The organism is Chloroflexota bacterium (assembly GCA_011322445.1).
Lineage (GTDB): Bacteria > Chloroflexota > Anaerolineae > Anaerolineales > DRMV01 > DRMV01.
This window is the reverse complement of record DRMV01000043.1, coordinates 116,963-140,952: the sequence shown is the minus strand read 5'-3', so window position 1 is coordinate 140,952 and position 23,990 is coordinate 116,963. Positions and strand designations below refer to the sequence as shown.

The 23,990-nt window shown below is 63.2% G+C and carries 21 protein-coding genes and 1 riboswitch; of the genes, 15 read left to right on the top strand and 6 right to left on the bottom strand.

Features of this window, described 5'->3' with window-relative positions:
• Positions 1-1,879: 1,879 nt before the first annotated feature.
• The 6 genes from ENJ54_09795 to ENJ54_09770 all read left to right on the top strand — a co-directional run bounded on the left by ENJ54_09795 (position 1,880) and on the right by ENJ54_09770 (position 7,265).
• On the top strand, positions 1,880-3,088 hold the full coding sequence (locus ENJ54_09795) for a hypothetical protein (GenBank protein HFC10123.1): 1,209 nt from the start codon (positions 1,880-1,882) through the stop codon (positions 3,086-3,088).
• A 9-nt stretch (positions 3,089-3,097) separates the two neighbouring features.
• A complete protein-coding gene (locus tag ENJ54_09790) occupies positions 3,098-3,775 on the top strand; it encodes a helix-turn-helix domain-containing protein (protein ID HFC10122.1) in 678 nt (225 codons plus the stop codon).
• Positions 3,772-4,314, top strand: a complete 543-nt coding sequence (locus ENJ54_09785; protein HFC10121.1) for a hypothetical protein — start codon at positions 3,772-3,774, stop codon at positions 4,312-4,314. Before ENJ54_09790 ends, ENJ54_09785 begins: the two co-directional genes overlap by 4 nt.
• Positions 4,311-5,216 (top strand): N-acetyltransferase, encoded by a 906-nt coding sequence (locus ENJ54_09780; GenBank protein ID HFC10120.1) that lies wholly within the window; start codon positions 4,311-4,313, stop codon positions 5,214-5,216. Before ENJ54_09785 ends, ENJ54_09780 begins: the two co-directional genes overlap by 4 nt.
• 10 nt (positions 5,217-5,226) lie before the next feature.
• Positions 5,227-6,048 carry an alpha/beta hydrolase gene (locus ENJ54_09775; protein HFC10119.1) on the top strand — a complete coding sequence of 274 codons (822 nt, stop codon included), beginning with the start codon at positions 5,227-5,229 and terminating at the stop codon, positions 6,046-6,048.
• 251 nt (positions 6,049-6,299) lie between these two features.
• Positions 6,300-7,265, top strand: coding sequence for a cysteine synthase family protein (locus tag ENJ54_09770; protein ID HFC10118.1), 966 nt, complete (start codon positions 6,300-6,302; stop codon positions 7,263-7,265).
• Positions 7,266-7,503: 238 nt separating this feature from the next.
• Here the strand turns inward: ENJ54_09770 and moeB are convergent, their stop codons facing one another.
• Positions 7,504-8,664 carry a molybdopterin-synthase adenylyltransferase MoeB gene (gene moeB, locus ENJ54_09765; protein HFC10117.1) on the bottom strand — a complete coding sequence of 387 codons (1,161 nt, stop codon included), beginning with the start codon at positions 8,662-8,664 and terminating at the stop codon, positions 7,504-7,506.
• A gap of 101 nt (positions 8,665-8,765) precedes the next feature.
• Positions 8,766-8,866: riboswitch (glycine riboswitch) on the top strand.
• Positions 8,867-9,005: 139 nt separating this feature from the next.
• Here moeB and gcvH point away from each other — a divergent pair.
• The 5 genes from gcvH (at position 9,006) to ENJ54_09740 (ending at position 13,502) form a co-directional block, all read left to right on the top strand.
• Positions 9,006-9,389 (top strand): glycine cleavage system protein GcvH, encoded by a 384-nt coding sequence (gene gcvH / locus ENJ54_09760; protein HFC10116.1) that lies wholly within the window; start codon positions 9,006-9,008, stop codon positions 9,387-9,389.
• A gap of 155 nt (positions 9,390-9,544) precedes the next feature.
• Positions 9,545-10,888, top strand: a complete 1,344-nt coding sequence (locus tag ENJ54_09755) for an aminomethyl-transferring glycine dehydrogenase subunit GcvPA (protein ID HFC10115.1) — start codon at positions 9,545-9,547, stop codon at positions 10,886-10,888.
• A complete protein-coding gene (locus ENJ54_09750) occupies positions 10,888-12,357 on the top strand; it encodes a glycine dehydrogenase subunit 2 (protein ID HFC10114.1) in 1,470 nt (489 codons plus the stop codon). The genes ENJ54_09755 and ENJ54_09750 overlap by 1 nt, the downstream gene beginning before the upstream one ends.
• A gap of 69 nt (positions 12,358-12,426) precedes the next feature.
• Positions 12,427-12,651 (top strand): hypothetical protein, encoded by a 225-nt coding sequence (locus ENJ54_09745; GenBank protein HFC10113.1) that lies wholly within the window; start codon positions 12,427-12,429, stop codon positions 12,649-12,651.
• Positions 12,652-12,887: 236 nt separating this feature from the next.
• Positions 12,888-13,502, top strand: coding sequence for an ArsR family transcriptional regulator (locus ENJ54_09740; protein ID HFC10112.1), 615 nt, complete (start codon positions 12,888-12,890; stop codon positions 13,500-13,502).
• Here the strand turns inward: ENJ54_09740 and ENJ54_09735 are convergent.
• From ENJ54_09735 to ENJ54_09725, 3 genes are read right to left on the bottom strand one after another with little or no spacing between them, the layout of a single operon-like run.
• On the bottom strand, positions 13,488-14,342 hold the full coding sequence (locus tag ENJ54_09735) for a hypothetical protein (GenBank protein ID HFC10111.1): 855 nt from the start codon (positions 14,340-14,342) through the stop codon (positions 13,488-13,490). The two genes, ENJ54_09740 and ENJ54_09735, sit on opposite strands and share 15 nt — an antisense overlap.
• Positions 14,173-15,081: a hypothetical protein gene (locus tag ENJ54_09730; protein HFC10110.1), complete on the bottom strand. Its 909-nt coding sequence runs from the start codon at positions 15,079-15,081 to the stop codon at positions 14,173-14,175. Before ENJ54_09730 ends, ENJ54_09735 begins: the two co-directional genes overlap by 170 nt.
• Positions 15,078-15,719 (bottom strand): TetR/AcrR family transcriptional regulator, encoded by a 642-nt coding sequence (locus ENJ54_09725; GenBank protein HFC10109.1) that lies wholly within the window; start codon positions 15,717-15,719, stop codon positions 15,078-15,080. Before ENJ54_09725 ends, ENJ54_09730 begins: the two co-directional genes overlap by 4 nt.
• Before the next feature lie 183 nt (positions 15,720-15,902).
• Here ENJ54_09725 and ENJ54_09720 point away from each other — a divergent pair, with 183 nt between their 5' ends.
• The 4 genes from ENJ54_09720 (at position 15,903) to mutM (ending at position 19,275) form a co-directional block, all read left to right on the top strand.
• On the top strand, positions 15,903-16,319 hold the full coding sequence (locus ENJ54_09720; GenBank protein HFC10108.1) for a cobalamin B12-binding domain-containing protein: 417 nt from the start codon (positions 15,903-15,905) through the stop codon (positions 16,317-16,319).
• A gap of 11 nt (positions 16,320-16,330) precedes the next feature.
• Positions 16,331-17,365, top strand: a complete 1,035-nt coding sequence (meaB, locus tag ENJ54_09715) for a methylmalonyl Co-A mutase-associated GTPase MeaB (GenBank protein ID HFC10107.1) — start codon at positions 16,331-16,333, stop codon at positions 17,363-17,365.
• Between the two features lie 110 nt (positions 17,366-17,475).
• Positions 17,476-18,435: a ribose-phosphate pyrophosphokinase gene (locus ENJ54_09710; GenBank protein ID HFC10106.1), complete on the top strand. Its 960-nt coding sequence runs from the start codon at positions 17,476-17,478 to the stop codon at positions 18,433-18,435.
• A 3-nt stretch (positions 18,436-18,438) separates the two neighbouring features.
• Positions 18,439-19,275 (top strand): bifunctional DNA-formamidopyrimidine glycosylase/DNA-(apurinic or apyrimidinic site) lyase, encoded by an 837-nt coding sequence (gene mutM, locus ENJ54_09705; GenBank protein HFC10105.1) that lies wholly within the window; start codon positions 18,439-18,441, stop codon positions 19,273-19,275.
• Here the strand turns inward: mutM and ENJ54_09700 are convergent.
• Positions 19,256-20,563 (bottom strand): hypothetical protein, encoded by a 1,308-nt coding sequence (locus ENJ54_09700; protein HFC10104.1) that lies wholly within the window; start codon positions 20,561-20,563, stop codon positions 19,256-19,258. The two genes, mutM and ENJ54_09700, sit on opposite strands and share 20 nt — an antisense overlap.
• Positions 20,560-23,961 carry a TIGR03663 family protein gene (locus ENJ54_09695; protein HFC10103.1) on the bottom strand — a complete coding sequence of 1,134 codons (3,402 nt, stop codon included), beginning with the start codon at positions 23,959-23,961 and terminating at the stop codon, positions 20,560-20,562. The genes ENJ54_09700 and ENJ54_09695 overlap by 4 nt, the downstream gene beginning before the upstream one ends.
• Positions 23,962-23,990: the final 29 nt, after the last annotated feature.

Genomic DNA, 23,990 nt, shown 5'->3' with positions numbered 1-23,990 from the left:
GGCTGGCGGGATTGAGCGAAGAAGTGTCTGCTGAGGCCGAGAGTGAAGGCGAAGAAGAACTGCCGGCATGGCTGACGGAAGTCGCGGCTGAGGAACCGCCGACGACCGAGACCGAAGCGGGCGAAGCCGAAGCCCCTGTGCTGAGCACAGCCGAAGCGGCTGCTGAAGCGCTGCCGGAAGGCGAAGACGATGCCCTGGCGTGGCTGGAGAGCCTGGCAGCGAAGCACGGTGCGGCGGAAGAGGAACTGCTGACTGCGCCGGAAGCGCGGGTCGAGCAACCGCCGGAGTGGGTGGCGGAGATGGCCGAAAGCGCGGAGGAAGCGCCTTCGGAAGCCGAAGCCCCTGTGCTGAGCGAAGTCGAAGCGCCTGTGCTGAGCGAAGCCGAAGCACCGGTTGCCGAAGAAGCAGCGCCATCTCTCGAAGCCGAAGCCCCTGCGCTGAGCACAGCCGAAGCGCCTGCCGAAGAAGCCGTGCCGGAATGGCTGGCGGGATTGAGTGAAGAAGTGTCTGCTGAGGCCGAAGGTGAAGGCGAAGAAGAACTGCCGGCATGGCTGACGGAAGCCGCGGCTGAGGAACCGCCGACGGCCGAGCCCGAAGCGGGCGAAGCCGAGGCGCCTGCGCTGAGTACAGCCGAAGCGCCTGGGCCGAGCGCAGACGAAGCCCTTGGGCTGAGCGAAGCCGAAGCGCCTGCGCTGAGCACAGCCGAAGCGGCTGCTGAAGCGCCGCCGGAAAGCGAAGACGATGCCCTGGCGTGGCTGGAGAGCCTGGCGGCGAAGCACGGTGCGGCGGAAGAGGAACTGCTGACTGCACCGGAAGCGCGGGGCGAGCAACCGCCGGAGTGGGTGGCGGAGATGGCCGAAAGTGCGGAGGAAGCGCCTTCGGAAGCCGAAGCGCCTGTGCTGAGCGAAGCCGAAGCGCCTGTCGAGGAAGCAGTGCCGGAATGGCTGGCAGGGCTGAGTGAAGAGGTATCGGCTGAAACCGAGGGCGAAGCTGAAGAAGAGAGCCTTCCGGAGTGGCTGGCGGAAGCCGCAGCAGAAGAAGTGCCCCCAGAAACCACTGCGCCGGTCGCTGAAGAAGGAGCAGTGCCGCCTACTGAAGCCGAGACGCCAGTTGCTGAGGAAGAAACTCCTGAAGCCGAAGCGCCCGGGCTGAGCGAAGCCGAAGCCCCTGTGCTGAGCGAAGTCGAAGCGCCTGCCGAAGAAGAAGTGCCGGAATGGCTGGCAGGGCTAAGTGAAGAGAGGACTTCTGAAACGGAGGGCGAAGCCGACGAAGATCGTTTACCGAAATGGCTGGCGGAAGCCGCTTGGGAAGAGACGCCAGCCCCCGAAACCCCTGCCTCTGAAACAGAGGCGGACGAAAAGCCTTCTTCTCCGGCCAACGATGTCGCCGAATGGTTGGCGGCGTTGGAGGCGGCTGAAGAAACGGCCACCGAGGGCGAAGCCACCGAAACGCCGCAGCCGTGGCCGGAACAGCCTGCCCCGGCAGAGGCACGCGCGGCTGAGTGGGTTCCTGAAGCCGCGTTAGAGCCTGCTTCGCAGCCGCCGGAGGCTGAAACACCCTCTCCCGCACCTGAGCAGGCGCAACCGGCCTCGAAATCCAAGTCGCCGCGTAAACGGGGCCGTGGCGCAGATTGGCTGGAGGCAGCCCGCACAGCATTGGCCTCGGGCGACATCGCGGTGGCTGTCAAGCATTACACGCGCCTGATACGCCGCAAATATTACCTCGATGAGGTCATTGCCGACCTGGAAGAAGCGCTGGTACGCTACCCGGTGGAGGTCGATTTGCTCCAGGCGTTGGGTGATGCTTACATGCGTGCCGATCGGCTGCGCGAAGCACTGGAGGCCTATAATAAAGCCGAAGCCCTGTTGCGATAACCGTTATGCCTTCTGAGACCACGGCTGACCCTTCTGCCACCTTGCGGTGCCCGCGGTGTGATAAACCTGTCTCCGCGGAGGATAGGTATTGCCCCCATTGCGGGGTGAACCTGGGTATTGCCGCCGTGATGGCCGAGAGGCTGGTGCACATCCCGGCAGAGGTCACCACGTCGGGCGGCTTGGGCACAGATGCCCTTGTACCGCGGCTGGGGGAGCGGTTGGTGCAGGCGGGCGTGATTACACCGCAACAATTGGAGCAGGCACTGGCTTATCAGCGCGAGCAGGTAGCGAAGGGCGAAACGCCCCTTCGCCTGGGCCAGGTGCTGGTGCGCTTGGGCTTTGTAGATCGCGACACCCTGGACCGGGTGATCGCCGAGACGATTTTGCAACTGCAAGAGGCGCTCTATCGTGCCAATGAACGCCTGGAAAAAGAGGTGGCAGAACGCACGCGGCAGTTGCAAGAGGCGCTGGCGCGCCTTTCGGAACTCCAGCGCTTGAAGGCGAACTTTGTTGCCAACATTTCCCACGAACTGCGCACGCCTTTGACGCATATTATTGGCTATCTGGATTTGCTGAGCGACGGCACTTTGGGGGAACTCAACGAAAACCAGCAGCGGGCATTGCAGGTCATGCGGCAGTCGGCGGAACGCCTGCACCGCCTGATTGAGGACCTGATCAGTTTTTCGTTGCTGGCGCGCGGCTCGGTGTCAGTCTCGATCGGCGTAGTGTCGGTGGACGAACTCGTGCGCCGGGTGGTCGAGCTCATCAGGCCGCGGCTGCAGGCCAAGCCGCTGGACTTCCAGGAAGACGTCACGCCTGGGCTGGTGGTGTTTGCCGATGGTGAGAAAATTGGCTGGGTGCTGCAGCACCTTCTGGATAATGCCATCAAGTTCACCCCTGCGGGGGGACGAGTTTGGTTGCGGGTTTGGCCGGAAGAGGGTCAGGTTTTCTTTTCGGTCGAAGATACCGGCATCGGCATTGCCAAAGAAGACCTGATGCGGATTTTCGAGCCATTTGTGCAATTGGAAGATTCCAGCGTGCGGCATTACGGCGGCACCGGGTTGGGGCTGGCCCTGGTGCAGCAGATCCTTGGTGCTCACGAAGTCACGCTGGAAGTGGAGTCGGAAGTGGGGCAGGGCAGCCGTTTTACGTTTGCGCTTCCCCGAAGTTGGAGTGAACGTGAGGGAAAAATGGCAGGTTATTCCCCCTCGTGAGGAGTGTTTATGGATCAAGCAAGGGTTCGTACTTTGCGCATGAAGAAATTGGGCATCTTGTTGCGCGATGCGCGCCTGGCTTCGGGCCATAGCCGGAAAGCATTGGCCGAGGCGTTGGGTATTTCGTCGTCGCGGTTGGCGGCTTATGAACGCGGTGACAAAGCACCCTCTTTGCCCGAATTGGAAGCCCTGGCCTATCATTTGCGGCTGCCGTTAGAGCATTTCTGGGGGGGCGAAATGCTTTCGGAAACCCTGGCCGCGCGAGAGCCTGTGGATCTGGCTCGGCTGGTGGCGTTGCGGCAGCGGATTGTGGGGGTGACTTTGCGCCAGTATCGCGAAGCCGCTGGCCTCACGCTGGTAGATGTAGCCCGGCAGGCCGATATTCCGGTCAGGCGCTTGCGGGCTTATGAAATGGGGGAGCGCGCGGTGCCTCTGCCGGAACTGGAGACCCTTGCGGAGGTTTTAGGCGTGTCGGTGCAGGTTTTTATGGATACGGAAGGCCCGATTGGGCAATGGCTGTCCGAGCAACGGCAGGTGGCTGATTTTCTGGAATTGCCAGCCGAACTGCGGGCATTCGTTTCCCAGCCGGTGAACCGCCCTTACCTGGAACTGGCCCAGCGGCTAAGTGAGATGTCGGTTGAAAAATTGCGGGCGGTTGCCGAAGGGTTGTTGGAGATTACCTTATGAGTGAAACCCTTTCCCCTGAAATGCTGGCAGAGCAGGCCAGGAAGGCTTATGGCGAAGAGGCTTTCGAGCAGGCGGCGCAACAGTTTGCCGCGGCTGCCGAGGCTTTCCTGGCGAGTGGGCGCCCTTTGGACGCGGCGGAAATGCGCAATAACAGCAGCGTTGCTTGGGTGCAGGCGGGGCGTCCGCAGGAGGCTTTGGAGGCGGCGGAGGGCACGCCCGAGATTTTTGCCGAGGCGGGCGATGTGCGCCGCGCTGGCTTGGCATGGGGCAACCTGGGCAGCGCGCTGGAAGGTTTAAAACGCTGGCAGGAAGCCGCCGAGGCCTACGCGCAGGCGGCCGTGTTGCTGGAAGAAGCCGGCGATCGCGAAGCCCGGGTGGCGGTGTTGCAGGCCCTTTCGGCTGTGCAACTGCGCCTCAATGAACCAATGGATGCCCTCATTGCCATGCAACAAGCCGTGGATGAGCAGCCGCGTTCGCTGAAACGGGGCTTGCTCAAGCGTTTGTTGAAAATGCCTTTCCGCTTGCTGGGGGGAGGATGATGGCGAAAGCAGCAGTGATGACGGACGACCGTGTGCGCGTCACCCGCGAGGTGCGGGAAAGCCGCCCGGACGACCGCCAGCGGCTGGCAGCACTGGTGCACCTGGAGCCGTTTGTTCATCAGCACCCTGCCTGGGAGGCCCCGCTGGATAAGGCGGGCACGCCGGGGTTTGTGGTCTGGGAAGCCCCGTTGGGGAAACTGGATGCGGCGCTGGCGGTGTTGCGGGAAACCCAAGGCGTGGCGTGGGTGCGTTTGTTTGCTTCGGCAGCGGCGGTGCCGCCGCATCAGGCCTGGGAAACGCTTTTCCCGGCCGCCTTGGAAGCCATTCATAAACGCAATGGCTTGCGCTGGGTGGCGGCCATGCCGTTTGCCGAGTGGTTCCGCCACCTGTTGGAAGACAACGGTTTCTACTTTTTGGAAAACGTGGAAGTGCTGGTATGGGAGCGCCAGCCGGTTGCCAGGGTGGTGCCGGCTGAGGGCTTCCGTTTGCGCCCCATGATTCCAGCCGACCTCGCGGCCGTAACCCGCGTGGATGCGGCTGCCTTTGGGGATTTCTGGCACATGTCGCAAGAAGCCTTCCGAGTGGGGTTGAGCCGCTCGGTGTGGGCGACGGTTGTTGAGGATGAGACCACGAAAGAAGTGGTGGGTTTCCAGGTGAGCACGCCCAGTCCCCTGGGAGGGCATCTGGCCCGCCTGGCTGTCCACCCCGAGGCGCAGGGGCGCGGCATTGGGCGCTGGCTGGTGACCGATGTGTTGACCTTTTTCCATCGCAACGGTGCGGAGCAGGTGACGCTGAACACGCAAGGGAACAACGACGCCGCGCTCAACCTCTATGCCCGTATGGGCTTCCGAGAGACCGAGGAAGTTTACCCTGTGTATTGCTACGATGTGCCCGCTCGCTGAGGAGGGTGTGATGGAAGAGACCTTTACCCTGTTGCCTGCTGTGCCTTTGTTTGCGCGGGCGTGGACGCCTGAGACACCCCCGCGGGGCGTGGTGTGCCTGGTGCACGGCCTGGGCGAGCATAGCGGGCGCTATGCCCCTTTGGCCGCGCATTTGAATGCTGCCGGTTTTGCGGTGTTGGCCTTTGACCTGCGCGGGCATGGGCGCTCGGGCGGCAAGCGCGGGCATTTTGTTTATGCCGATGCCCTCGATGACATTACCCGCTTGGTGGACGAGGCGCAACGGCGCTTTGGGGAGGCTCCGCGCTTCCTCTACGGCCACAGTTTGGGCGGGAATTTGGTGTTGAACTACATTCTGCGCCGGCCGGTCGAGAAGTTGCATGGCGCGGTTGCCAGTGGCCCCTGGCTGCGGTTGGCTTTCGAGCCACCGGCCTATAAAGTGTTTCTGGCGCGCAGTGTGGGTAAACTTCTGCCGACGCTGTTGCAGCCCAGCGGCCTGCAGCTGGAATACCTTTCCCGCGACCCGGTGGTGGTGAAGGCCTATGTGGAAGACCCGCTGGTGCATGACCGTATTTCGGCGGGGATGTTCCTCGAGGCGTATGAGGCCGGGCTTTGGGCGCTGGAACATGCTGCTGACCTCAAGGTGCCGCTGTTGTTGATGCACGGCGCTGATGATCACCTGACTTCTCCCGAGGCCAGCCGCGAATTTTGCCAGCGTGCAGGCGAGAAATGCACCTTCCGGTTGTGGGAAGGCATGTACCACGAGGTGCACAATGAGCCAGGCAAGGAAGAGGTGTATCGCACCGTGGTTGATTGGCTTGTGCAAAACCTTTGACATTTCCCCAAAATCAGGTACAATGCAGAGCATAACCACCGGAGTGTGTGAAGCGATGTTACCCTTGCTTGTTGTGCGCTTTCAGACTGGTTGTTGCCAAAGACGGGGCCCGTAGCCGTCTTTGGTGAAGGTGGTTTAAGCGCAATTAGCCTCGCCCTCGCGGCACGGGTTCCAAGTGGAACGACCGTGCCGTTTTTGTTTGGGCGAGGTTTTTGTATTTCTCGGTCATGATCTTGCTGGAGGAGGATGAAATGGTGTTGCAAACGCTGGAAAGTCAGGCCCCGACTTCGTGGGTGGACGCGCCCGCCGGGGCGGTTGTGGGGAATACGCCGCTGTTGCCGTTACGGCGGTTGTTGTCGGATAAGCCCACGGTAAGCCTTTGGGCCAAGGCGGAATGGTTCAACGCTTCGGGCTCGGTGAAAGACCGGCCCGCGCGGGAAATTCTGCAGCAGGCGTTGAGCGAAGGCCGTTTGCAAGGGCGGCGTTTGCTCGACGCTACTTCGGGCAACATGGGCATTGCCTATGCCACTTTTGCTGCTGCGTGGGGCGTGCCGGTGACGTTGGCTATGCCTGCCAATGCCAGCCCGGAACGGATTGCCGTGTTGCGCGGCCTGGGGGCCGAGTTAGTGCTGACCGACCCCGAAGCGGGGGTGGATGGCGCCATGGCGTGGGTAGCCCGACAGGCGGAACTGCACCCCGACCGCTATTACTGGGCTAATCAATACGATAACCCCGCTAACTGGCGGGCACATTACCATACCACCGGCCCGGAGATTGCCCGGCAGACGGGAGGGCGGGTGACCCATGTGGTGGCGGGCACCGGCACGGGAGGCACGCTGACGGGCATTGGGCGCTATTTGCGCTCGGTGTTGCCCGACGTGCGCTTGATTGGGGTCCAGCCCGCTGGCGGAGATGAACCCATTCCCGGCCTGAAGCATATGGCGACGTCCAGCCGTCGCCCGGCGATTTACGATGCAGGCTTGCCCGACGCGGTGCGCTATGTGCGGGCGGCTCAGGCGCATGCGATGGCCCGGCGCCTGGCGCGTGAGGAAGGCCTGTTCGTGGGCCCCTCGGCGGCAGCGGCGGTGTGGGCTGCTTGCGAGGTGGCGGCCGAGTTGCAGGAAGGCATGGTCGTGGTGATTTTGCCCGATGCAGGCTATAAATACCTCAGCAGCCCGCTGTGGGGTGAAGAGCCTGCCCCGACGCCTGCGCCGTAGTAGCGACGACATTTCGTATAGCCAAGAGAATTTGGCGGGGGAACAGAGGAAGTGAAAGCGCCGAGCGCAAGGGGCAAGCGGATGAATGCTCCTTGCGCTCGGATTAATCTGAAAGGCGAGACGCCGCCGTCATGGTTCGTGCTGAGTGCTGTGCCTGCGTGGAACCTGCTTTTTGGATGAGCGCGTTGAGCGGAGATTGCGGAGCAATCGTCGTCGAAACGCTGAAACGCTGCTCGGCTTAGATGGGAAAACTCGGGTCGACGCGTTGTTGCCAGGCTTCCAGCCCGCCGTGCAGCCGCTTGACGCGCTGGAACCCGGCTTTGAGTAATTGCGCCGCCGCATGGGCCGAGCGCCGCCCTCGCAGGCAGACCGTGACGATTTCCTCGCCTTTGGGGAGGGCTTCCAGGTAGGCTTCCAGCCTTTCCAGGGGGATGTTGCGTGCCCCCGGCAAATGGGCTAAGGCGAATTCTTCCGGGCTGCGGACGTCGATGAGCAAGGGGGGCTGGTCGCTTGCCAGCCGCTCGGCCAGGGCCTCTGGCGGCAGGTCGGCATCGGGGGGCAGGGTAGGCTCTTCCGCCTGGCTGACACAAGCGGCTTCTTCATAACCCGGCAGAATGGCCGTGATTTCCGGGTGCTCGCCGCACACTTTGCAGGTGGGGTTCTTGCGCAGGCGAATGATGTCGAATTGCATCGCCAGCGCGTCGTAAAGGAGTAGACGACCGACCAGGGGCTTCCCGATGCCCAGGATGAGTTTCAGCGCTTCGGTGGCTTCCAGCGTGCCGATGACGCCGGGCAAAGCGCCTAACACCCCCAACTCGGCACAGGTTTGATAGCGCGCCGGCGGTTGGGGAAAGATGCAGCGATAGCAAGGGCCTTCTTCGGCGTAGAAAACGCTGACCTGCCCCTCGAAGCGGCTGATCGAGCCGTAAACAAAGGGCTTTTTTTGCAACACCGCGGTGTCGTTGAGCAGGTAGCGGGTGGCGAAATTGTCGGTGCCGTCCACAATCAGGTCGTATTCCGAGGCAATCTCCCACGCGTTGGCTGGCGTGATGCGATGGGCGTAGGTGTCGATTTGGATGTGAGGGTTGAGGGCGTGCAGGCGTTCACGTGCCATCAAGGCTTTGGGCTGGCCGACCTGAGCGGTGGCGTAGAGCACCTGGCGCTGCAGGTTGCTTTCATCCACACGGTCGCCATCTACCAGGCCCAGGTGGCCCACCCCGGCAGCGGCAAGATAGAGCGCCGCAGGCGACCCCAGGCCACCCACGCCGACAATGAGCACAGAAGCGCTTTTGAGCCGCTGTTGCCCTTCGCGCCCGACTTCGGGCAGCAGAATGTGGCGCGCATACCGGCGCAGTTCGTCGGGAGCCAAAGATGCTCGGGGGGGAACACTAAACGGCATGGGAACCTCCAGTGAAGGGGGCAAAGAACGGGGATTCATTATACCAACTTCAAGGGCTTGACTTTTCCCTTGCCCCCCCGTAGAATGAAGACAGACAATTCAACGACGCCGGGGGAGAGACTCACCGCAAGGTGAGCACCGAAGGGGCAAGCCAGAGGACTTCTCTGGCGAATCTCTCAGGTAAAAGGACTCCGGCGTCGGCCTTCCCTCTGGAGAGCCCGCTTCGCGCGGCACCGAAGGAGCAAGCGCCCTCGTCGGCGTGCATCTCTCAGGTTCCAGGACAGAGGGCGCACCTTGCTGGTGCGCCTTTTGCTTTTCTACACCCTGCCAGGAGGTTCATCATGGAATTCCCCGCTGACCTGAAATACACTAAGAACGATGAGTGGATCCGCGCCGATGGCACTGTCGGCGTCACCGACTACGCCCAGGATCAACTTTCCGACGTCGTCTTCGTAGAGATTGTGGTTTCCGAAGGCGACGAAGTGGCCCAGGGCGACATCATCGCCACCATTGAATCCGTCAAAGCCGCGGCCGATGTGTACGCGCCGGTGGGCGGCAAGGTGGTCGCCGTCAACGCCGAACTGGACGACAACCCCGAACTGGTCAACGAAGATCCTTACGGCAAAGCCTGGCTCATCAAACTGGAAATCGCCGACCCCGCCGAACTGGACGGCTTGATGGACGCCGCCGCGTATGAGGCGTATTGCAAGGAACGCGAAGAATAAATTGCAAGTTGCAAATTGCAGGTTGCAACCTGCCCCCTGCATCTTGCAACCTGCATCTTGCATCTTGCATCTTGCATCTTGCATCTTGCATCTTGCATCTTGCCCCTTGCACCCCGTGATTCGCAATTCCTGATTCGCCATTTCCTGGAGGCGCGATGTTTTCCCCGCTTACGCAAGCCGACCGCAAGGCCATGCTGGAAGCCGTTGGCGTGAAAAGCGTGGCTGAGCTGTTCCGCGACGTGCCGGAAGCCTACCGCTACCCGGCGCTGCGGCTGCCCCCGCCGCTGACCGAAATGGAGGTGGCCGAGGAACTGCAGGCGCTTTCCGAAGACAACGAAACCGCCCGCGATTTACTTTCCTTCCTCGGTGCGGGCGCTTACAACCACTACATCCCCGCCGCGGTGGACGCCATCCTCAGCCGCGGCGAATTCTATACCGCCTACACGCCCTACCAGCCGGAAATTTCCCAGGGCACGCTGCAAGCCCTCTTTGAATACCAGAGCATGGTGTGTGCCCTCACCGGCATGGAAGTTGCCAACGCGTCGCACTACGACGGCGCAACCGCGGTGGCCGAAGCGGCCATCATGGCTTACCATGTCTTCCGCGGCAAGCGCCCCAAGGTGGTGCTTTCCCCCTCACTGCACCCGCACTATCGAGAAACCACCCGCACCTACACGCAAGGCTCGCCCATCGTGTTTGCCGGCGACGACCTGCCGCCCGCCGCGCCCCCTGAAGCCCTGCTGGACGCGGTAGACGACCAGACCGCCTTAGTGATGGTGCAATACCCTGACTTCTTCGGGCGGGTTTACGATTTCACCGCCCTGGCCGAAGAAGTCCACGCCCGCGGCGCGCTCTTTGGCGTGGCGGTCAACCCCCTGGCGTTGGGGCTGCTCAAGCCGCCGGGCGAGATGGGTGCCGACATCGTCACCGGCGAAGGTCAGCCCCTCGGTATTCCGCTTTCCTTTGGCGGGCCGTATCTTGGCCTGTTCGCCACCCGCAAAAAGTATGTCCGCAAGATGGCCGGCCGTCTGGTGGGGCAGACCGTGGACAGTCGCGGCCAGCGCGCTTATGTGCTTACCCTCAGCGCCCGCGAGCAGCACATCCGCCGCGAACGGGCGACTTCCAACATCTGCTCCAACCAGGGGCTGATGACCTTAGCCTCGGCGGTGTACCTTAGCCTGCTGGGCAAGCGCGGCCTGCGGAAGGTGGCGGAACTCAACTACCACCGCGCCCACTACGCCGCCCGCAAACTGGCGGCGCTGCCCGGCTACGCGCTTGTGTTCCCCGAAACGCCCTTTTTCAACGAATTTGCCCTCCGCTGCCCCGCCCCCGCCGACGAGATTGCCGCCCACCTGCTGGAACACGACATTATCGCCGGCTACCCGCTGGGCGAGGTTTACGGCGAGGCATTCCGGGATGTGCTGCTGGTGGCCGTCACCGAAATGAACACCCGCGAGGCCATTGACCTGCTGGCCGAAGCGTTAGGGGAGGTGCACTGATGCCCCTCAAGGTGAAAGAACCCCTTATTGTTGAACTTTCCTCGCCGGGGCGGGAAGGCGTGCGCTTCCCCGACCTGGATGTGCCCGCCGCGCCCCTGCCTGAAGGCCTGCTGCGGGAAGACCTGCCGCTGCCGGAGGTTTCCGAGGTGGACGTGGTGCGCCACTACACCCGCCTTTCGCATTTCAACCACGCGGTGGACATCAACTTCTACCCCCTCGGCTCCTGCACGATGAAGTACAACCCGAAAATCAACGAGGCCGTCAGCCGCCTGCCCGGCTTTGCCCACCTGCACCCTTTGCAGCCCGAGGAAACCGCCCAGGGCGCGCTGCGGCTGATGTACGAATTGCAGGAAGCCCTTCAGGAAATCACCGGCTTCGCGGCGTGCAGTTTGCAGCCTGCCGCAGGCGCCCACGGCGAACTGACCGGCGTGCACATGATTTGGGCTTACCATCAGGATCGCGGCGACACGCAGCGCAACAAAATCCTGGTGCCCGATTCCGCCCACGGCACCAACCCTGCGTCGTCGGCCATGAGCGGCTTCCGGGTGGTGGAAATTCCCTCAGACGAGCGCGGCAACATTGACCTGGCCGCCCTGAAAGCGGAATGCGACGACACCGTGGCCGGGCTGATGCTCACCAACCCCAACACCTTAGGGCTGTTCGAGGAGCGTTTGCTGGAAGTCATCGAAACCGTACACGCCGCGGGCGGGCTGGTTTACGGCGATGGGGCAAACCTGAACGCCCTGCTGGGCATTGCCAAACCCGGCGAACTGGGCTTCGATGTAATGCACCTCAACCTGCACAAGACCTTCGCCACGCCCCACGGCGGCGGCGGGCCGGGCAGCGGGCCGGTGGTGTGTGCGCCGCACCTCGCCGACTTCCTGCCGGGGCCGGTGGTGGTGGTCAAAGAGGAGGCCACCGACGATTTGCCGCCCCTGTACGGCTTCCGGATGCCGCCCAAGAGCATTGGGCGCGTCAAGCCCTTCCACGGGCACTTTGGCGTGATGGTGAAGGCGTTTGCCTATATCATGATGCTGGGTGCAGGCGGCCTGCGGCAGGTGGCCGAAGACGCCGTGCTCAACGCCAACTACCTGCGCGTGCGCCTGCAGGATGTCTACCACATCCCTTACAACCGCATTTGCATGCACGAATTCGTGGCCGAAGGCCGCTGGAAAGATGCCCCCGACGTCCACGCGCTGGATATTGCCAAGCGGCTGATGGATTTCGGCTTCCACCCGCCGACCAACTACTTCCCCCTCATCGTGCACGAAGCCCTGATGATCGAACCCACCGAAACCGAGAGCAAGGAAACCTTAGATGCCTTTGCCGAGGCGATGCTGCAGATTGCCGGGGAAGCCCATACCAACCCCGAAGTGCTGCACAGCGCCCCCCATGCCACGCCCTTTGGCCGGGTGGATGAGGTGAAGGCGGCGAAGGAGTTGATTTTGACGTGGATGGATGGAAGATAGTCGGATAGTCGGGTAGTCAAATGGTCGGGTAGCCAAATGGTTGGGTAGTCAAATGGTCGGGAGGCGGCGATGGAAAGTATGGGCCTCAGTTGGGGCTATGTGCTGGTGCAGGCGCTCAACCTGACTTTTGTGCTGGGCTGGCTGGTGCTGGGTATTGCTGCTCTCTTTTCGCTCCGCAAGCGGCGGCTGCCCGCCACGGCGCAGGCCCTTTGGGCGATCTTCGTGGTGGTTGTGCCCTTTCTGGGCGCGCTCGCGTATTGGGTTGTGCAGCCCGGGGCGGGACTTTCTGAATAGCCTTGCCCGTGGCGAGATCCCTCCCTGCCTCCGATGAGCCAGGCGCAAGTGAGGCTCATCGGAGGTGCGGCGGGGGCGAACCCTTTGGGCACCCTGCCGGAAACCTGATGGTCAGCATGGGGTGAGGCCGGCGGTGTCGGTTGAGGGAGAGATGAGACTTGTGTCCTGCCAGGTTTGGGGCAGCCACCTCTTCAAAACCCGCTTGTGCAATTTTGGGGGACGAGTATAATAATTCTATGGACAAAGCCCCAACGACACGTGAGCAAATTCTCGATTACCTCAGCAGCCACACGTTGGCCTCGGCCAGCGAGATGGCGGCGGCTTTGGGGGTGACGGCAGCCAACATCCGCCACCACTTGGGGTTGTTGGAAGCGAAGGGGCTGGTAGCGCAGGCGGAAACGCAACGCCTGCCGCGGCGGGGGCGGCCTGCCAAGTTATATCGCCTCACGGCCGCAGCGCAGCAGCCGTTCTTAGAGCCGCTCACCCGGGCCTTGCTGGATGCTCTGCGCCGTCAGGGGAAATCGGCCGAGGCTTTGTTGTGCGACGCCCTGTGTGACCATCAGTCACCTGACGCGGCCCGTTCCCTGCGCGAGCGGCTGCAGCACGCGATGCACCGTTTGGCCGCGATGCACTTCGAGCCACGCTGGGAAGCCCACCGCCACGGCCCCAGGGTCATTTTCCACCGCTGCCCTTACGCACCGCTCGTGGCCGATTACCCCGAACTCTGCCGTCTCGATACGATGTTGCTGGAACGCTTGCTGGGCGTGCCGGTAGCCCGTGTGGCAGAAGGGCCGACGGCGCCGTGCGAGTTCCATGTTTTGCCCTCGGGGCCGGCTTCATCCCCCCATTAGGCCCAAAGCACCGGCATAAAATGCGGCGAGCGCTTTTTTGCAGCGCGCGCCGACTTTGTGCGCCACCTCGTCGGTGCAGAACTCGACGCGCGCACCGGCCTGGGTGAGAACGTCCGCGGCGTGGTGCGCGTGGTGGATGGGCACCAGAGCGTCGTGAAGGCCGTGGGCGATGAAAGCCGGAAGCCCCTCCAGGGGGCGGCGGGAAGCCCATTTTTCCGCCCCTGTGGGCAGGAAACCGGCCAGCAGGGCGAGGGAAGCCACCCCGCGCGGGCGTTCCAGGGCGTAGGTGCCTGCCGTGGAAGCGCCCTGGCTGAAGCCCATCCAGTGTTGGCTTTCCCAGTGAGCACGGGGAAACCGCTCGCCCAGGGCGGCGAGCCAGGCCGCCAGCCGGGCCGTGGCAGGCTGGTATTGGGAAAAGTCGGGCGGCTGGTCGTCGGGGTCGTAATCTACCCAACTGTACCCGCCCCGCGGCGATTGGGCAGGCCGGGGGGCACGGAAGGCTACCACCAATACCTCCGGCGGTAAAATCTCGGCAAAAGGGGCCATGAAACTTTCGTCGCCCGTCCAGCCGTGGAGCAGGATAGCCACGGGGCCGGTGGCTTCCCCCTGTTGGGGACGACGGATGCGGGCGACGGTGCCTTCCAGCGGCAGGGTTTCCCAGAGCACGGCGTCATTCGGCCACGACGACATGGTACATCTCCGGCTTGGGCGGGCGCGGGCGGAAGAACCGCCGCCACGAGAACAGGCTTTCCAGATGTGGCAGCGTGGCGCGGGCCGATTCTTCCCCGGCCTGGATGATGAAGGTGGGGTCCTCGGGGGAGGCCAGGACATCCACATCATCTACCGGCGGGTTGATGATGACTTCCGGCCGGTCGGTTTGCAGGCGGAGCAGGATGTGGTAGCCCAAAGAGACTTCCGCGGCTCGGATGAAGGTGTTGACGGCCTGGGTGTATCGCAGCCGCGCAACCACATGCTGAAAGCGCTTTAGCCGGATGGGGAGGGGCAGGTCGTCGAAGCAGGTGACCGGCCGCGGCATGATGCCCAGGGTCACGGCGACGACGGGCAGGCCGGGGGCCAGCAGCCGCGCCAGCCGCACCGGCACGTTGTCGGCCATGCCGCCGTCGACCAGCAGCCAGTCGCCCCATTTCACGGGCGGAAAGAGGCCCGGGATGGCGCTGGAAGCCAGCGCGGCTTCGACCACTGAACCGCTGCGCAGAAAGACGGTGTCGCCGCTGAGAATGTCCACCGCGACGGCGCCGAAGGGGCGTTGCAGGTCGGCAAAAGTGCGGTCGCCTAAGGCTTCCCGCAGCATGTTTTCCACCCCTTGCAGCCCGAGGATGGAGGGGCGGTCGCCGCTGCGACGGTCGAAAATGTGCCGTGGGTCGACCGATTTCAGCAGCGTGGTGATCTCGTCGGGGGTGTAGCCCGCGGCATACAGCGAGCCAACCAAGGTCCCCGCGCTGGTGCCGCTGACCGCGGCGATTTCGTAACCTGCGGCTTCGAGCACCTTGATCACGCCGATGTGGGCGTAGCCTTTGGTGCCGCCACCGCCGAGAGCCAAAACGATGCGTCGTTTCATGAGGTTTCTCCAGGTGAGGAAGGTGCAGTAGAGGCAGCCATGCCGTGCCAGAGGGTTTCGACTGCCCACTGGGCAGCGGCTTTGGCCAGGGCTTTGGGATTGGCAACGTTTTCCTGGCTGTGCAGAATGCCGTGCAGCAGCCCCAATAACATCCCGCTCAGGGGGGCTTCCAGCGGCGGCTGGCGGAGCACGCCGTTTTGAACGGCTTCCTGCAGCACTTCTTCAAACGGGCGGCTGATGGTGAGCGCCAGATCGTAAAAAGGCTTGTGCTTTTGGTGCAAGGTCTGGCGCTTCATGGCAAGCATGTCGCGCCGCAAAGCAAAAATGGAAGCCCGGCGGCTGAGCACCCATTCGGCGTAGACCTGGGTCATGGCGCTGAGTTGGGCCTGGGGGTCGGGCGGGGCCGCTGCTCGGGCGGCGCGCAGGTTTTCCGCCAGACGATTGAGGTGCTGACGCAGCACTTCCCAAAAGAGGGCTTCTTTGCTGGGAAAGTAGTAGTAAAGCGCCGCATTGGTCACGCCACACGCGTTGGCGATGTCGCGAATCGAGACGGCGCGGTAGCCGTGCTTGAGGAAGAGGCGTTCCGCGGTTTCCAGAATGCGGGCTTTGCCCACGGGGGGATGTGAAGTTGGGCCCATTGCGCTTGCCTTTGTGCTACTAAGCGTTTGGTAAGGATGCCTTTACTATAACTGCCTTGGGGGGTGGCGTCAAGTGAGGTTCGCGCGGTTTTTAGCATTTGCCCGCTTCCCCGCCCTGCAAAATCGGGCGTTGGGGTATAATGAAAGAGCGTGCACAGACATCCCCTCGCAAGGAGCAAAACCATGACGGAGCGCAGAATTCGCGTCCTCATCGCGAAACCCGGCCTTGACGGCCACGATCGCGGCGCGAAAGTGGTCGCGCGTGCCTTACGTGATGCCGGGATGGAGGTCATCTACACCGGCCTGCGCCAGACGCCCGAAATGATTGCCGAGGCGGCTTTGCAGGAAGACGTCGACGTCGTCGGCCTTTCCATTCTTTCTGGCGCTCACATGGCATTGGTGCCTCGCGTGCTGGAATTGCTGAAGCAGAACGGCCAGGAGCATGTCAAGGTGTTCGTGGGCGGCATCATCCCCGACGAAGACGCCCCCCGCTTGCTGGAGATGGGGGTGGATGCCGTTTATGGCCCCGGCACCCTCACCGACGACATCGTGAGCGACATTCGGAAGGCCGTCCTGGGTGCGGAAACGGCCAGCGCGTGAGGGAGGGCGTGGTGAGCATCGCAGAAGACGTTCTGGCGGGCAGCCGCTATGCCCTTTCTCGAGTGCTAACGCTGATTGAAAACGACACGCCTGAAGGGCAGGAAGCCCTGCGTGCCCTTTTTCCTCATACCGGCCGCGCCCACCTGATTGGCGTCACCGGCGCGCCGGGAACCGGTAAGTCTTCTCTTGTCAACCGCATGGCCTATTACTACCGCCACCCGCCGGAAGGCGAGCCCAAGCGTGTGGCGGTGGTGGCGGTCGACCCCTCCAGCCCGTTCACAGGCGGCGCAATCTTGGGCGACCGCATTCGCATGCGCGACCTGGCGGGTGACCAGGGTGTGTTCATCCGCTCGATGGCCTCGCGCGGCGCATTGGGCGGGCTGGCACGTACCACCGCTGGCGTGGTGCAGGCGCTGGATGCTGCCGGCTTCGACATTATCTTCATCGAAACCGTGGGGGCAGGTCAGGCCGAAGTGGATATTGCCCGCCTGGCTCACACCACGTTGGTTGTCGAAGCCCCTGGCCTGGGTGACGATGTTCAGGCCATCAAGGCAGGCATTCTGGAAATTGCGGATATTTTGGTGGTCAACAAGGCCGACCGCCCCGGTGCCATGGCGACCTTGCGGGCGCTGACCGAAATGCTCAAACTGGCGCATCCTTCCCAGGAAGCCATTATGCACCACGGCCAGCACATGACGGTGGCCACCGGGGTGCGGAAAACGGATGCCCCGCTGTGGATTCCGCCGGTGGTCAAAACCGTGGCGATTGATAACCACGGCATGGATACGCTGGCCCAGGCCATTGCGCGGCATCGCGCTCACTTAGAGGAAACCGGCGAGTGGCAGGTGCGTGACCGCGTGCGCCTGCAAACCGAATTGGAGAACATGCTGCGGGAGGCTTTGATGCAACGCTGGCGCTCGCACGTGACCGAGGCAACTTATCGCCGCATCTTGGAGGCGGTTTTCACCCGGCGCCTCGCACCAACCGACGCGGTGGCGCAATTGCTTGCTGCCGATGCCAATGGCCCGGAAGGCCAGGCGACATGACCCCGTAGCCTCTCCCCTGAGGGAGAGGCGGCTTTTCTTAACTTGCTCCCCATGCGGGCTGCTAAAAGCCCTGCCATCTTGGAACGCTTTTACATACCTGTGAGGGTTGTATGTACGGGAACATTAAACTTTTCACCGGCACATCTTTCCCCGGCCTGGCGCAACACATTGCCGACTATCTCCACCTTCCGCTGGAAGGCCTGGACATCATCGAATTCCCCAACGAAAACCTGTTCGTCAAACTGCACCACAGCGTGCGGGGGCAGGATGTGTATATCATTCAAACCACGGCCAGCCCGGTGCACCGCAATTTGATGGAATTGCTCATCATGATTCAGACCGCACGGCTCGATTCGGCCGGGCGCATCACGGCGGTAGTGCCTTACCTCTGCTACGCCCGCTCCGACAAGAAAGACCAGCCGCGCGTGCCCATTACCGCCCGCCTGATTACCGACATGATCGAGGTCGCCGGTGCCGACCGTTACATCACCTTTGACCTGCACGCCGGGCAAATTCAGGGCTTTTTCTCCATCCCCGGCGACGTGCTCACGGCTTTCCACCTGCTGGTCGACTACCTGAGTGGCAAAGTGCCTGCCATGCACCGCCCGGTGGTGGTCACCGCCGACCTGGGGTTTGCCAAAAAAGGCCGCAACTACGCCGAGCGGCTGCATACCCCTATGGCCTTTATTGAAAAGCGCCGTATTGGCAACGATGCCCGCGCCGAGGCCCTTACTATCATTGGCGAGGTGGAAGACCGCGACGTCATCATCGTGGACGATGAAGTAGATACCGGCGGTTCGATGGTGCAGGCCGTCAACCTGGTCAAAGCGCACGGCGCACGCGAGGTCTATTTGGTGTTTGTGCATCCTGTGTTCTCGCCCCCCGCGGTGGAACGTCTGGCGGCTCTGCCGGTGAAGGAGATCATCACCACCGATACCATTCCCATTTCGCCGGAAAAGCGGGCGAAACTGGGAGATCGGTTAACGGTCGTTTCCATTGCGCCGTTGCTGGGCGAAGTGATTCGCCGTGCCCATGAGGGCATGAGTGTAGGGGCGCTGTTCAACGAGTAGCCCATGCCCGAATTGCCAGAAGTCGAGACCATTGCCCGCTTTCTGCGGGAAGGCGGGCGGGGGGAAGCCGGTATCGTGGGGGCTATGGTGGCCGAGGTGGGGGTGTTCTGGCCCCGTACCGTGGTGGTGCCGTCTCTTGAGGCCTTTCGAGAGCGCCTTCGCGGTACCACGCTGCAACGCGTGGGGCGGCGTGGCAAATATCTGTGGCTGGATTTTGCCCCGCGGGGCTTCCTGGTGGTGCACCTGCGCATGAGCGGTGACCTGGTGATTGTGCCGTCGGGAAGCCCCTTGCCGAAGCACACCCGTTGGGTATTGCGTTTCACCGATGAACGCCGTTTGGCCTTCGACAACCCCCGCAAGTTTGGGCGCACCTGGCTGGTGCCCGCGCTGGAAGCCGTGACCGGCAACCTGGGGCCAGAGCCGCTGGATGAGCGCCTGACGCCTGGCGATTTCCATGCCCGCTTGCAGCGCCACCGCCGCCAGATCAAGCCGCTGCTGATGACGCAAACCTTCCTTGCCGGGTTGGGCAACATCTACACCGATGAGGCGTTACATCGCGCGGGCATTCATCCGCAGACGCGCGCCCATTGCCTCGATGTTGAGGAAGCCACTCGCCTGTTGGAAGCCATCCGCGAAGTGCTGCGCGCCGGGCTGGCGGCCAACGGCGCGAGCATCGATTGGATGTATCGCGGTGGGGAATTCCAAAACGCTTTTCGAGTTTACCACCGCACCGGCGAGCCATGCCCCACGTGCGGCACTCCCATTGAGCGTATCGTCGTCGGCCAGCGGAGCACCCACTTTTGCCCCCACTGCCAGCCGCTCAAGCCATGCGACGGCTGATCACCGGCGTGCGGGCCGCCAATTGCCGCCCTGCTTCCACAACCCCCACCGTTTCCCACAAAATCACCCATGGCAGCACGACCAGGGCATAACGCTGGAAAGCCAGCGGCAGGGTGAGCAGCAACACCCCCCACTGGAAGACCGCGGCCAGCAGGCACAGCCGGGCGGCGTGGCCGCGCGGGTCGGCTTTTCGGGCCCAGGCAAGCATGGCCGCCAGCCCAAGCAGCATGAACAGCAGCCGTAGCGTCGCGACGGGAAGTGAATGCGTCCAGTGTGCCCAGGGGTGCGCGTCGTAGGCTGCGATGGTGCTGGCGAGGGGAGCGTGATATTTCCCCAAATCCAGGTAAGCCGGGGGGGCGAGGTAGAGCTGGCCGAGGATCACCTCCAGCCGCTGCACCGGCGTATCGGGCGCGTAGGCAGGCAGCACGGCTTTGAAGGCAGCGCGCTGCGTTTGGGTGACTTCCAGCCGCTCGGCGGCCATGTGGGGTAGCACCCGCCAGGGCTGTTTCCAGAGCACAGGTTGAAGCAGAAAGCCGATGAGTAGAGGAAGCACGGCCACCCACGCCGTGCGGCGCAGGCGAGCGCGGCGGTTGGGGGCTGCAGCGCGCCACACAGCCCATAGCGCCACAGGCGCCAGTGCCACGACCCAATATTTTGCCCAAATGCCCCAGGCCAGCGCCAGCCCGACGCGCCACGCTTGTGGCCGCGGTGCTGTGATTTCCCACAGCAGCCACGCCAGGCCCAGCAGCATGGGGGCTTCCATCATGGCCCGGCGGCCATGCAGCAGCACCAACGGGTTGAACAGAAAGAGCAACAGCGTGAGTGCTCCTGCAAAGATTCCCCCGAAACGGCAGGCGGTTAGCGCCAGCAGCAGGCCCGCGAGGGCGGTGCAAAGCGTCATCACGCCGCGGGCCGCGGCCAGTTGATCGCGGGTGGGCAGCGCGCCGCGGGTCACGTTGGTTTGCCAGTCGGCCGACCAATCCCAATCGGCGCGCAACGCGGGCTGCCTGCCCAGAGCCAGCCCCGCGGCCACCAGGTAGCGTGTCAACGGAGCGTTCACCAGGCGGTAATGCTGCCGCAGGTCATCTGCAGCCGCATGATAAGCCAGGCTGAGGGGCGTGTGCAGCAGCGCCGCGCCGTCGGCGCTCATGTAGAGGTAGGTGCTTTCGTCGGGGTGAAAAGGCACAGCCGGGGCTGTTGCCACCGCCCAGGCGGCCCAGGCGAGGGTCAGGGCCAGCAGCAGGCCCAGGCCCCGGCGCGTGCAAGGGAAGGTGTCATCGGCTTTCACGGCGAGGCGGGCGCCCCCGCGGCGGGGGTGAAGTGCAAAATCTGGCCGTGGTCGGCGTCGGCAACCCACACCCCGCCGTGGCCGTCCACTGCTACCCCGCCGACCAACCCCATGCCTTCCGGCGGTGTGCCCCACTGCCCCCACCAGCGCACCAGTTTGCCGTCAGCGTCGAATTCCAGCACGCGGTAGGCTTCGGGGTCGCCCACGAAAACGTGGCCGGAGGCGTCGACTGCCAGGTAGGGTTTGTTGTTGAGCGACTGGCCGAACCAGCCGAAAATATCCCACTGACGCAAGGGGGTGAAGGTGAGATCCTTCCCCACGCGGAAGACCTGCACCCGCTGGTTCCAGGTATCGGCCACGTAGAGGTTGTCGGCGCTGTTGAAAGCCAGCCCGACGGGCTCGCTAAATTGGCCGACCTCCGCGCCTTCCGTGCCAAACTGGGCCAGAGGCTTGCCGTTGGCGTCATAGACGACGATGCGCTTGTTGCCGGTGTCGGTCACGAACACCTGCCCCTGGGAATCCACGGCAATGGCGCGCGGTCCCCAGAGGGAAAGCAGGTTGCCGTCGTTGCCGGGGCGGCCCCACATGGTGAGGAACTTGCCGTCGGCGGTGAATTTCTGGATGCGGTGGTTCCAGGTGTCTGCGACGTATACGCTGCCATCAGGCCCCACGGCCACATCCCAGGGCGCGTTGAAGGTGCCGGGAGGGGCGGCTTCTTCGCCTTGGGCGAGGTCGCCGAAGTGTCCCCACACGGCCAGCACCTTCCCGTCGGGGGAAAGATGCTGGATGCGGTGGTTGCGGGTGTCGGCAATGTAGAGCGAGCCATCGGGGGCGACGGCAATGCCGCGCGGCCCCTGGAACTGGCCGGGGGCGGTGCCCGCGCTGCCGAGCACTTTATCGGCTGCCAGTACGACTTGCTTTTTGGCGTAAGGGTCGGTTTCGGCCTGCGTTACCGGCGCGGCACCGTAATTCCAGATTTTCGCCACAATGTCCTTGCGAATGTACATCCGCATCCGGTCAGAGGGTTGCCAGTCGGCGAGGATATTGGCCATGTTGACTTTGGCGGCCTCGGTGGGGTTATCGGCCACGCCGCGTTGCAGGCGGAAGTAGAGGGTGAAATCGCGGTTGAGCCAGATCTGGAAGAGGGCTTCCCGCATGGCGGGGTCGCTCAGGGCGTGGGCAATGCGTTTCCAGGTGAGGTTGAAGTAATCCTGGTTTGGCCATACCATGCGGATGTAATCAAATTCGTCGAAGGCTTGCCCGACGATGGGTTCCACCTTGCCGTAGTTGGCTGCACCTACCAGCACGATGGGGGCGTTCCGCAAGTCGCGGGTGGGCTGGCTGCCGTAGAATTTCTGGTTGGGATAGTTGCGCAAGTACCAGGTGAACGGCCAGGCGATGGCGTCGTCGTAGGCGACTTCGATGCCCAGACCGTCGGTGGTGCGCTCGGAAATTTCCCGCACCTGGGCCATCACGGTTTTCACGCCCTGGGCTGAGTGGGCGTAAACCAGGTATTCGTTGGCCTGATCGTAGTTGTAATAAGTGGCTTGCACGGCGGTGTGCAAGGTGAGCACGCCGAGGAAGGCAAAGAAGGTAAGTGTGAAAAGGCGTACCAGGTCGGCGGTGCGCCAGCGGGCGCTCAGGAAGGCAATGGCAAGCGCGCTGGCGATTGCCACCACTAGGCCAACCAGGAAATTGGCCGTGGCTTCCAGTTGGAGCAGGGAAGACCCCTGGAAGGGGCGCTGCACCCCCAGCCACGCGCCGGTGGCTTGAGCGGTTGCCAGAATGAACATCGCCGCCAGCCCGATGAGCACCCAGCCGTGGCGGGCGGTGAAGTCGTGCCAGTCCATCCGGTCGGCCAGGCGCCCCAGGAACCAGCCGGTGAGCAGAATCATCGGCAAGGTGATGTGGACGGTGAGCCAGGGCATCTTTTCACCGGCAACGGTGTAGGCCAGCAGGGACGTAGCGCTCCAGAAGGCCAACAGGGCGAAGACGGGCGCGCGCGAGGTGGTTTCCGGGGAATCCGGGGAAGCCGTAGGCGCAGAGGTTTCTGCGCCTCGAATTTTCCGGTAGAACCACCACATCACCGCCCCAATGCTTCCCAAGGCCGGCAGGTATTCGTAAATTGGCACTTGAATCAGCAGGTAGTAGTACCACGGCTGGTTACCGCGGTGCACCCCCTGCTGTTGCAGCCAGTAGCCCAGCGCGCCGACCAGCCCGCTGAAAAAGCCGCTCCCGTTGGTGAACACGGTGGTCTGGAAGACGGCGAAGATGGCGTAGAAGATGCCGGCTTCCAGCAGCCAGGTTTTTGCATCCCAGGCGGTACCCAGCAAGATGGCGATGATGAGCAAGGGGATGACGAAGAGCGCGGAGTGGAAAATGCCGGTGGGGGAATAGTCCAGCGCGTCCCAGTGGAAAGCGGCCATAGGCAGGGGGGCCAGTTGGGGCAGCACCAGGGTGAGCAGAAGAAGCATGAGCACGAAAGCGCGCTCTTGCAAGAGGGCTTTCCAGCCGTAGCCGCGCAACAGGAAGGCAACCGAGGCGGCCAGCGCTGCCGCCGCGATGAGCAGGAAGAGTTTGCCAAGAGGGTTGCCGAAAATGGCGTGCCCGAGGCCGGGGGAAGGCGCGTTGGGAGCAGGTTGGATGCCGCTCTGGAGTGCTGCTCCGGCGATGATGGCAAAGGCCAGCGCGCCGGCGGCCACCAGCAGGGCAATGTAGAAGTTGGTGCGCTGGGCAGGGCGTTGCCAGCGGGCGGTGCTCAGCCGGTCTAACAGCAACAGCCCCAGGAAAAGGAGCAACTGGGCAGTATAAATGAAGGCGGTTTCTTTGGTGACGAAGTGCAGCGCGGTGGCTACGGTTAGCCAGGTGAGGTAGCGCGTGGCACCGGTTTCCAGGTAGCGCAGGGTGGCCCACAGCGTCAGCAGCGCGAGAGGCATGATAAGTGCCTCGTTGCGAGCGTAGCGCCCGTAGTAGAGCATGTAAGGGGAAATCAGCATCAGCCCGGCGGCAATCAAGGCCCCCTTGCGCCCCAGGTAGCGCCGCCACATCCATACCATCGCGATGGCCAGCACGGCGGCCAGGGCATGGGGCAGGCGGGCGGTGAAGTCGCTATCGCCAAAGAGGAAGAAAGACAGCGCAATCAGGTGGAATTGCAGCGGCCCGTGCATCATGGGGTTGTGCTGGTAGCCGTTGCCTTTATAAAGTTGCCATGAGAAATAGGTGTGCAGGCTTTCGTCGTGGCTCATCACCCGGTCGCCGAGGTGGTAAAAGCGGGTGAACGCGGCCAACAACACGATGAGAGCGAAGATCAGTACTTCCACCCGGATGGAAAAAAGAGCCTGCAGGGGGCGGTCAAGCCAGGAGGTGTTTTCGGCGGTGGAGGAGGTTTTCTCAGGCATAGGCGGCCTCGCGGGAAACGGTGTGAGAC

What these genes read in the sequence shown, in the direction of transcription:
- ENJ54_09730 (HFC10110.1), bottom strand. Translation starts at nt 15,081, where the DNA reads ATGAAACGACGCATCGTTTTGGCTCTCGGCGGTGGCGGCACCAAAGGC.
- ENJ54_09695 (HFC10103.1), bottom strand. Translation starts at nt 23,961, where the DNA reads ATGCCTGAGAAAACCTCCTCCACCGCCGAAAACACCTCCTGGCTTGAC.
- mutM (HFC10105.1), top strand. Translation starts at nt 18,439, where the DNA reads ATGCCCGAATTGCCAGAAGTCGAGACCATTGCCCGCTTTCTGCGGGAA.
- gcvH (HFC10116.1), top strand. Translation starts at nt 9,006, where the DNA reads ATGGAATTCCCCGCTGACCTGAAATACACTAAGAACGATGAGTGGATC.
- ENJ54_09725 (HFC10109.1), bottom strand. Translation starts at nt 15,719, where the DNA reads ATGGGCCCAACTTCACATCCCCCCGTGGGCAAAGCCCGCATTCTGGAA.
- ENJ54_09770 (HFC10118.1), top strand. Translation starts at nt 6,300, where the DNA reads ATGGTGTTGCAAACGCTGGAAAGTCAGGCCCCGACTTCGTGGGTGGAC.
- ENJ54_09780 (HFC10120.1), top strand. Translation starts at nt 4,311, where the DNA reads ATGATGGCGAAAGCAGCAGTGATGACGGACGACCGTGTGCGCGTCACC.
- ENJ54_09750 (HFC10114.1), top strand. Translation starts at nt 10,888, where the DNA reads ATGCCCCTCAAGGTGAAAGAACCCCTTATTGTTGAACTTTCCTCGCCG.
- ENJ54_09720 (HFC10108.1), top strand. Translation starts at nt 15,903, where the DNA reads ATGACGGAGCGCAGAATTCGCGTCCTCATCGCGAAACCCGGCCTTGAC.
- ENJ54_09790 (HFC10122.1), top strand. Translation starts at nt 3,098, where the DNA reads ATGGATCAAGCAAGGGTTCGTACTTTGCGCATGAAGAAATTGGGCATC.
- ENJ54_09740 (HFC10112.1), top strand. Translation starts at nt 12,888, where the DNA reads ATGGACAAAGCCCCAACGACACGTGAGCAAATTCTCGATTACCTCAGC.
- ENJ54_09785 (HFC10121.1), top strand. Translation starts at nt 3,772, where the DNA reads ATGAGTGAAACCCTTTCCCCTGAAATGCTGGCAGAGCAGGCCAGGAAG.
- moeB (HFC10117.1), bottom strand. Translation starts at nt 8,664, where the DNA reads ATGCCGTTTAGTGTTCCCCCCCGAGCATCTTTGGCTCCCGACGAACTG.
- ENJ54_09710 (HFC10106.1), top strand. Translation starts at nt 17,476, where the DNA reads ATGTACGGGAACATTAAACTTTTCACCGGCACATCTTTCCCCGGCCTG.
- ENJ54_09795 (HFC10123.1), top strand. Translation starts at nt 1,880, where the DNA reads ATGCCTTCTGAGACCACGGCTGACCCTTCTGCCACCTTGCGGTGCCCG.
- ENJ54_09735 (HFC10111.1), bottom strand. Translation starts at nt 14,342, where the DNA reads ATGATGTGGATGTCCTGGCCTCCCCCGAGGACCCCACCTTCATCATCC.
- ENJ54_09755 (HFC10115.1), top strand. Translation starts at nt 9,545, where the DNA reads ATGTTTTCCCCGCTTACGCAAGCCGACCGCAAGGCCATGCTGGAAGCC.
- ENJ54_09775 (HFC10119.1), top strand. Translation starts at nt 5,227, where the DNA reads ATGGAAGAGACCTTTACCCTGTTGCCTGCTGTGCCTTTGTTTGCGCGG.
- ENJ54_09745 (HFC10113.1), top strand. Translation starts at nt 12,427, where the DNA reads ATGGAAAGTATGGGCCTCAGTTGGGGCTATGTGCTGGTGCAGGCGCTC.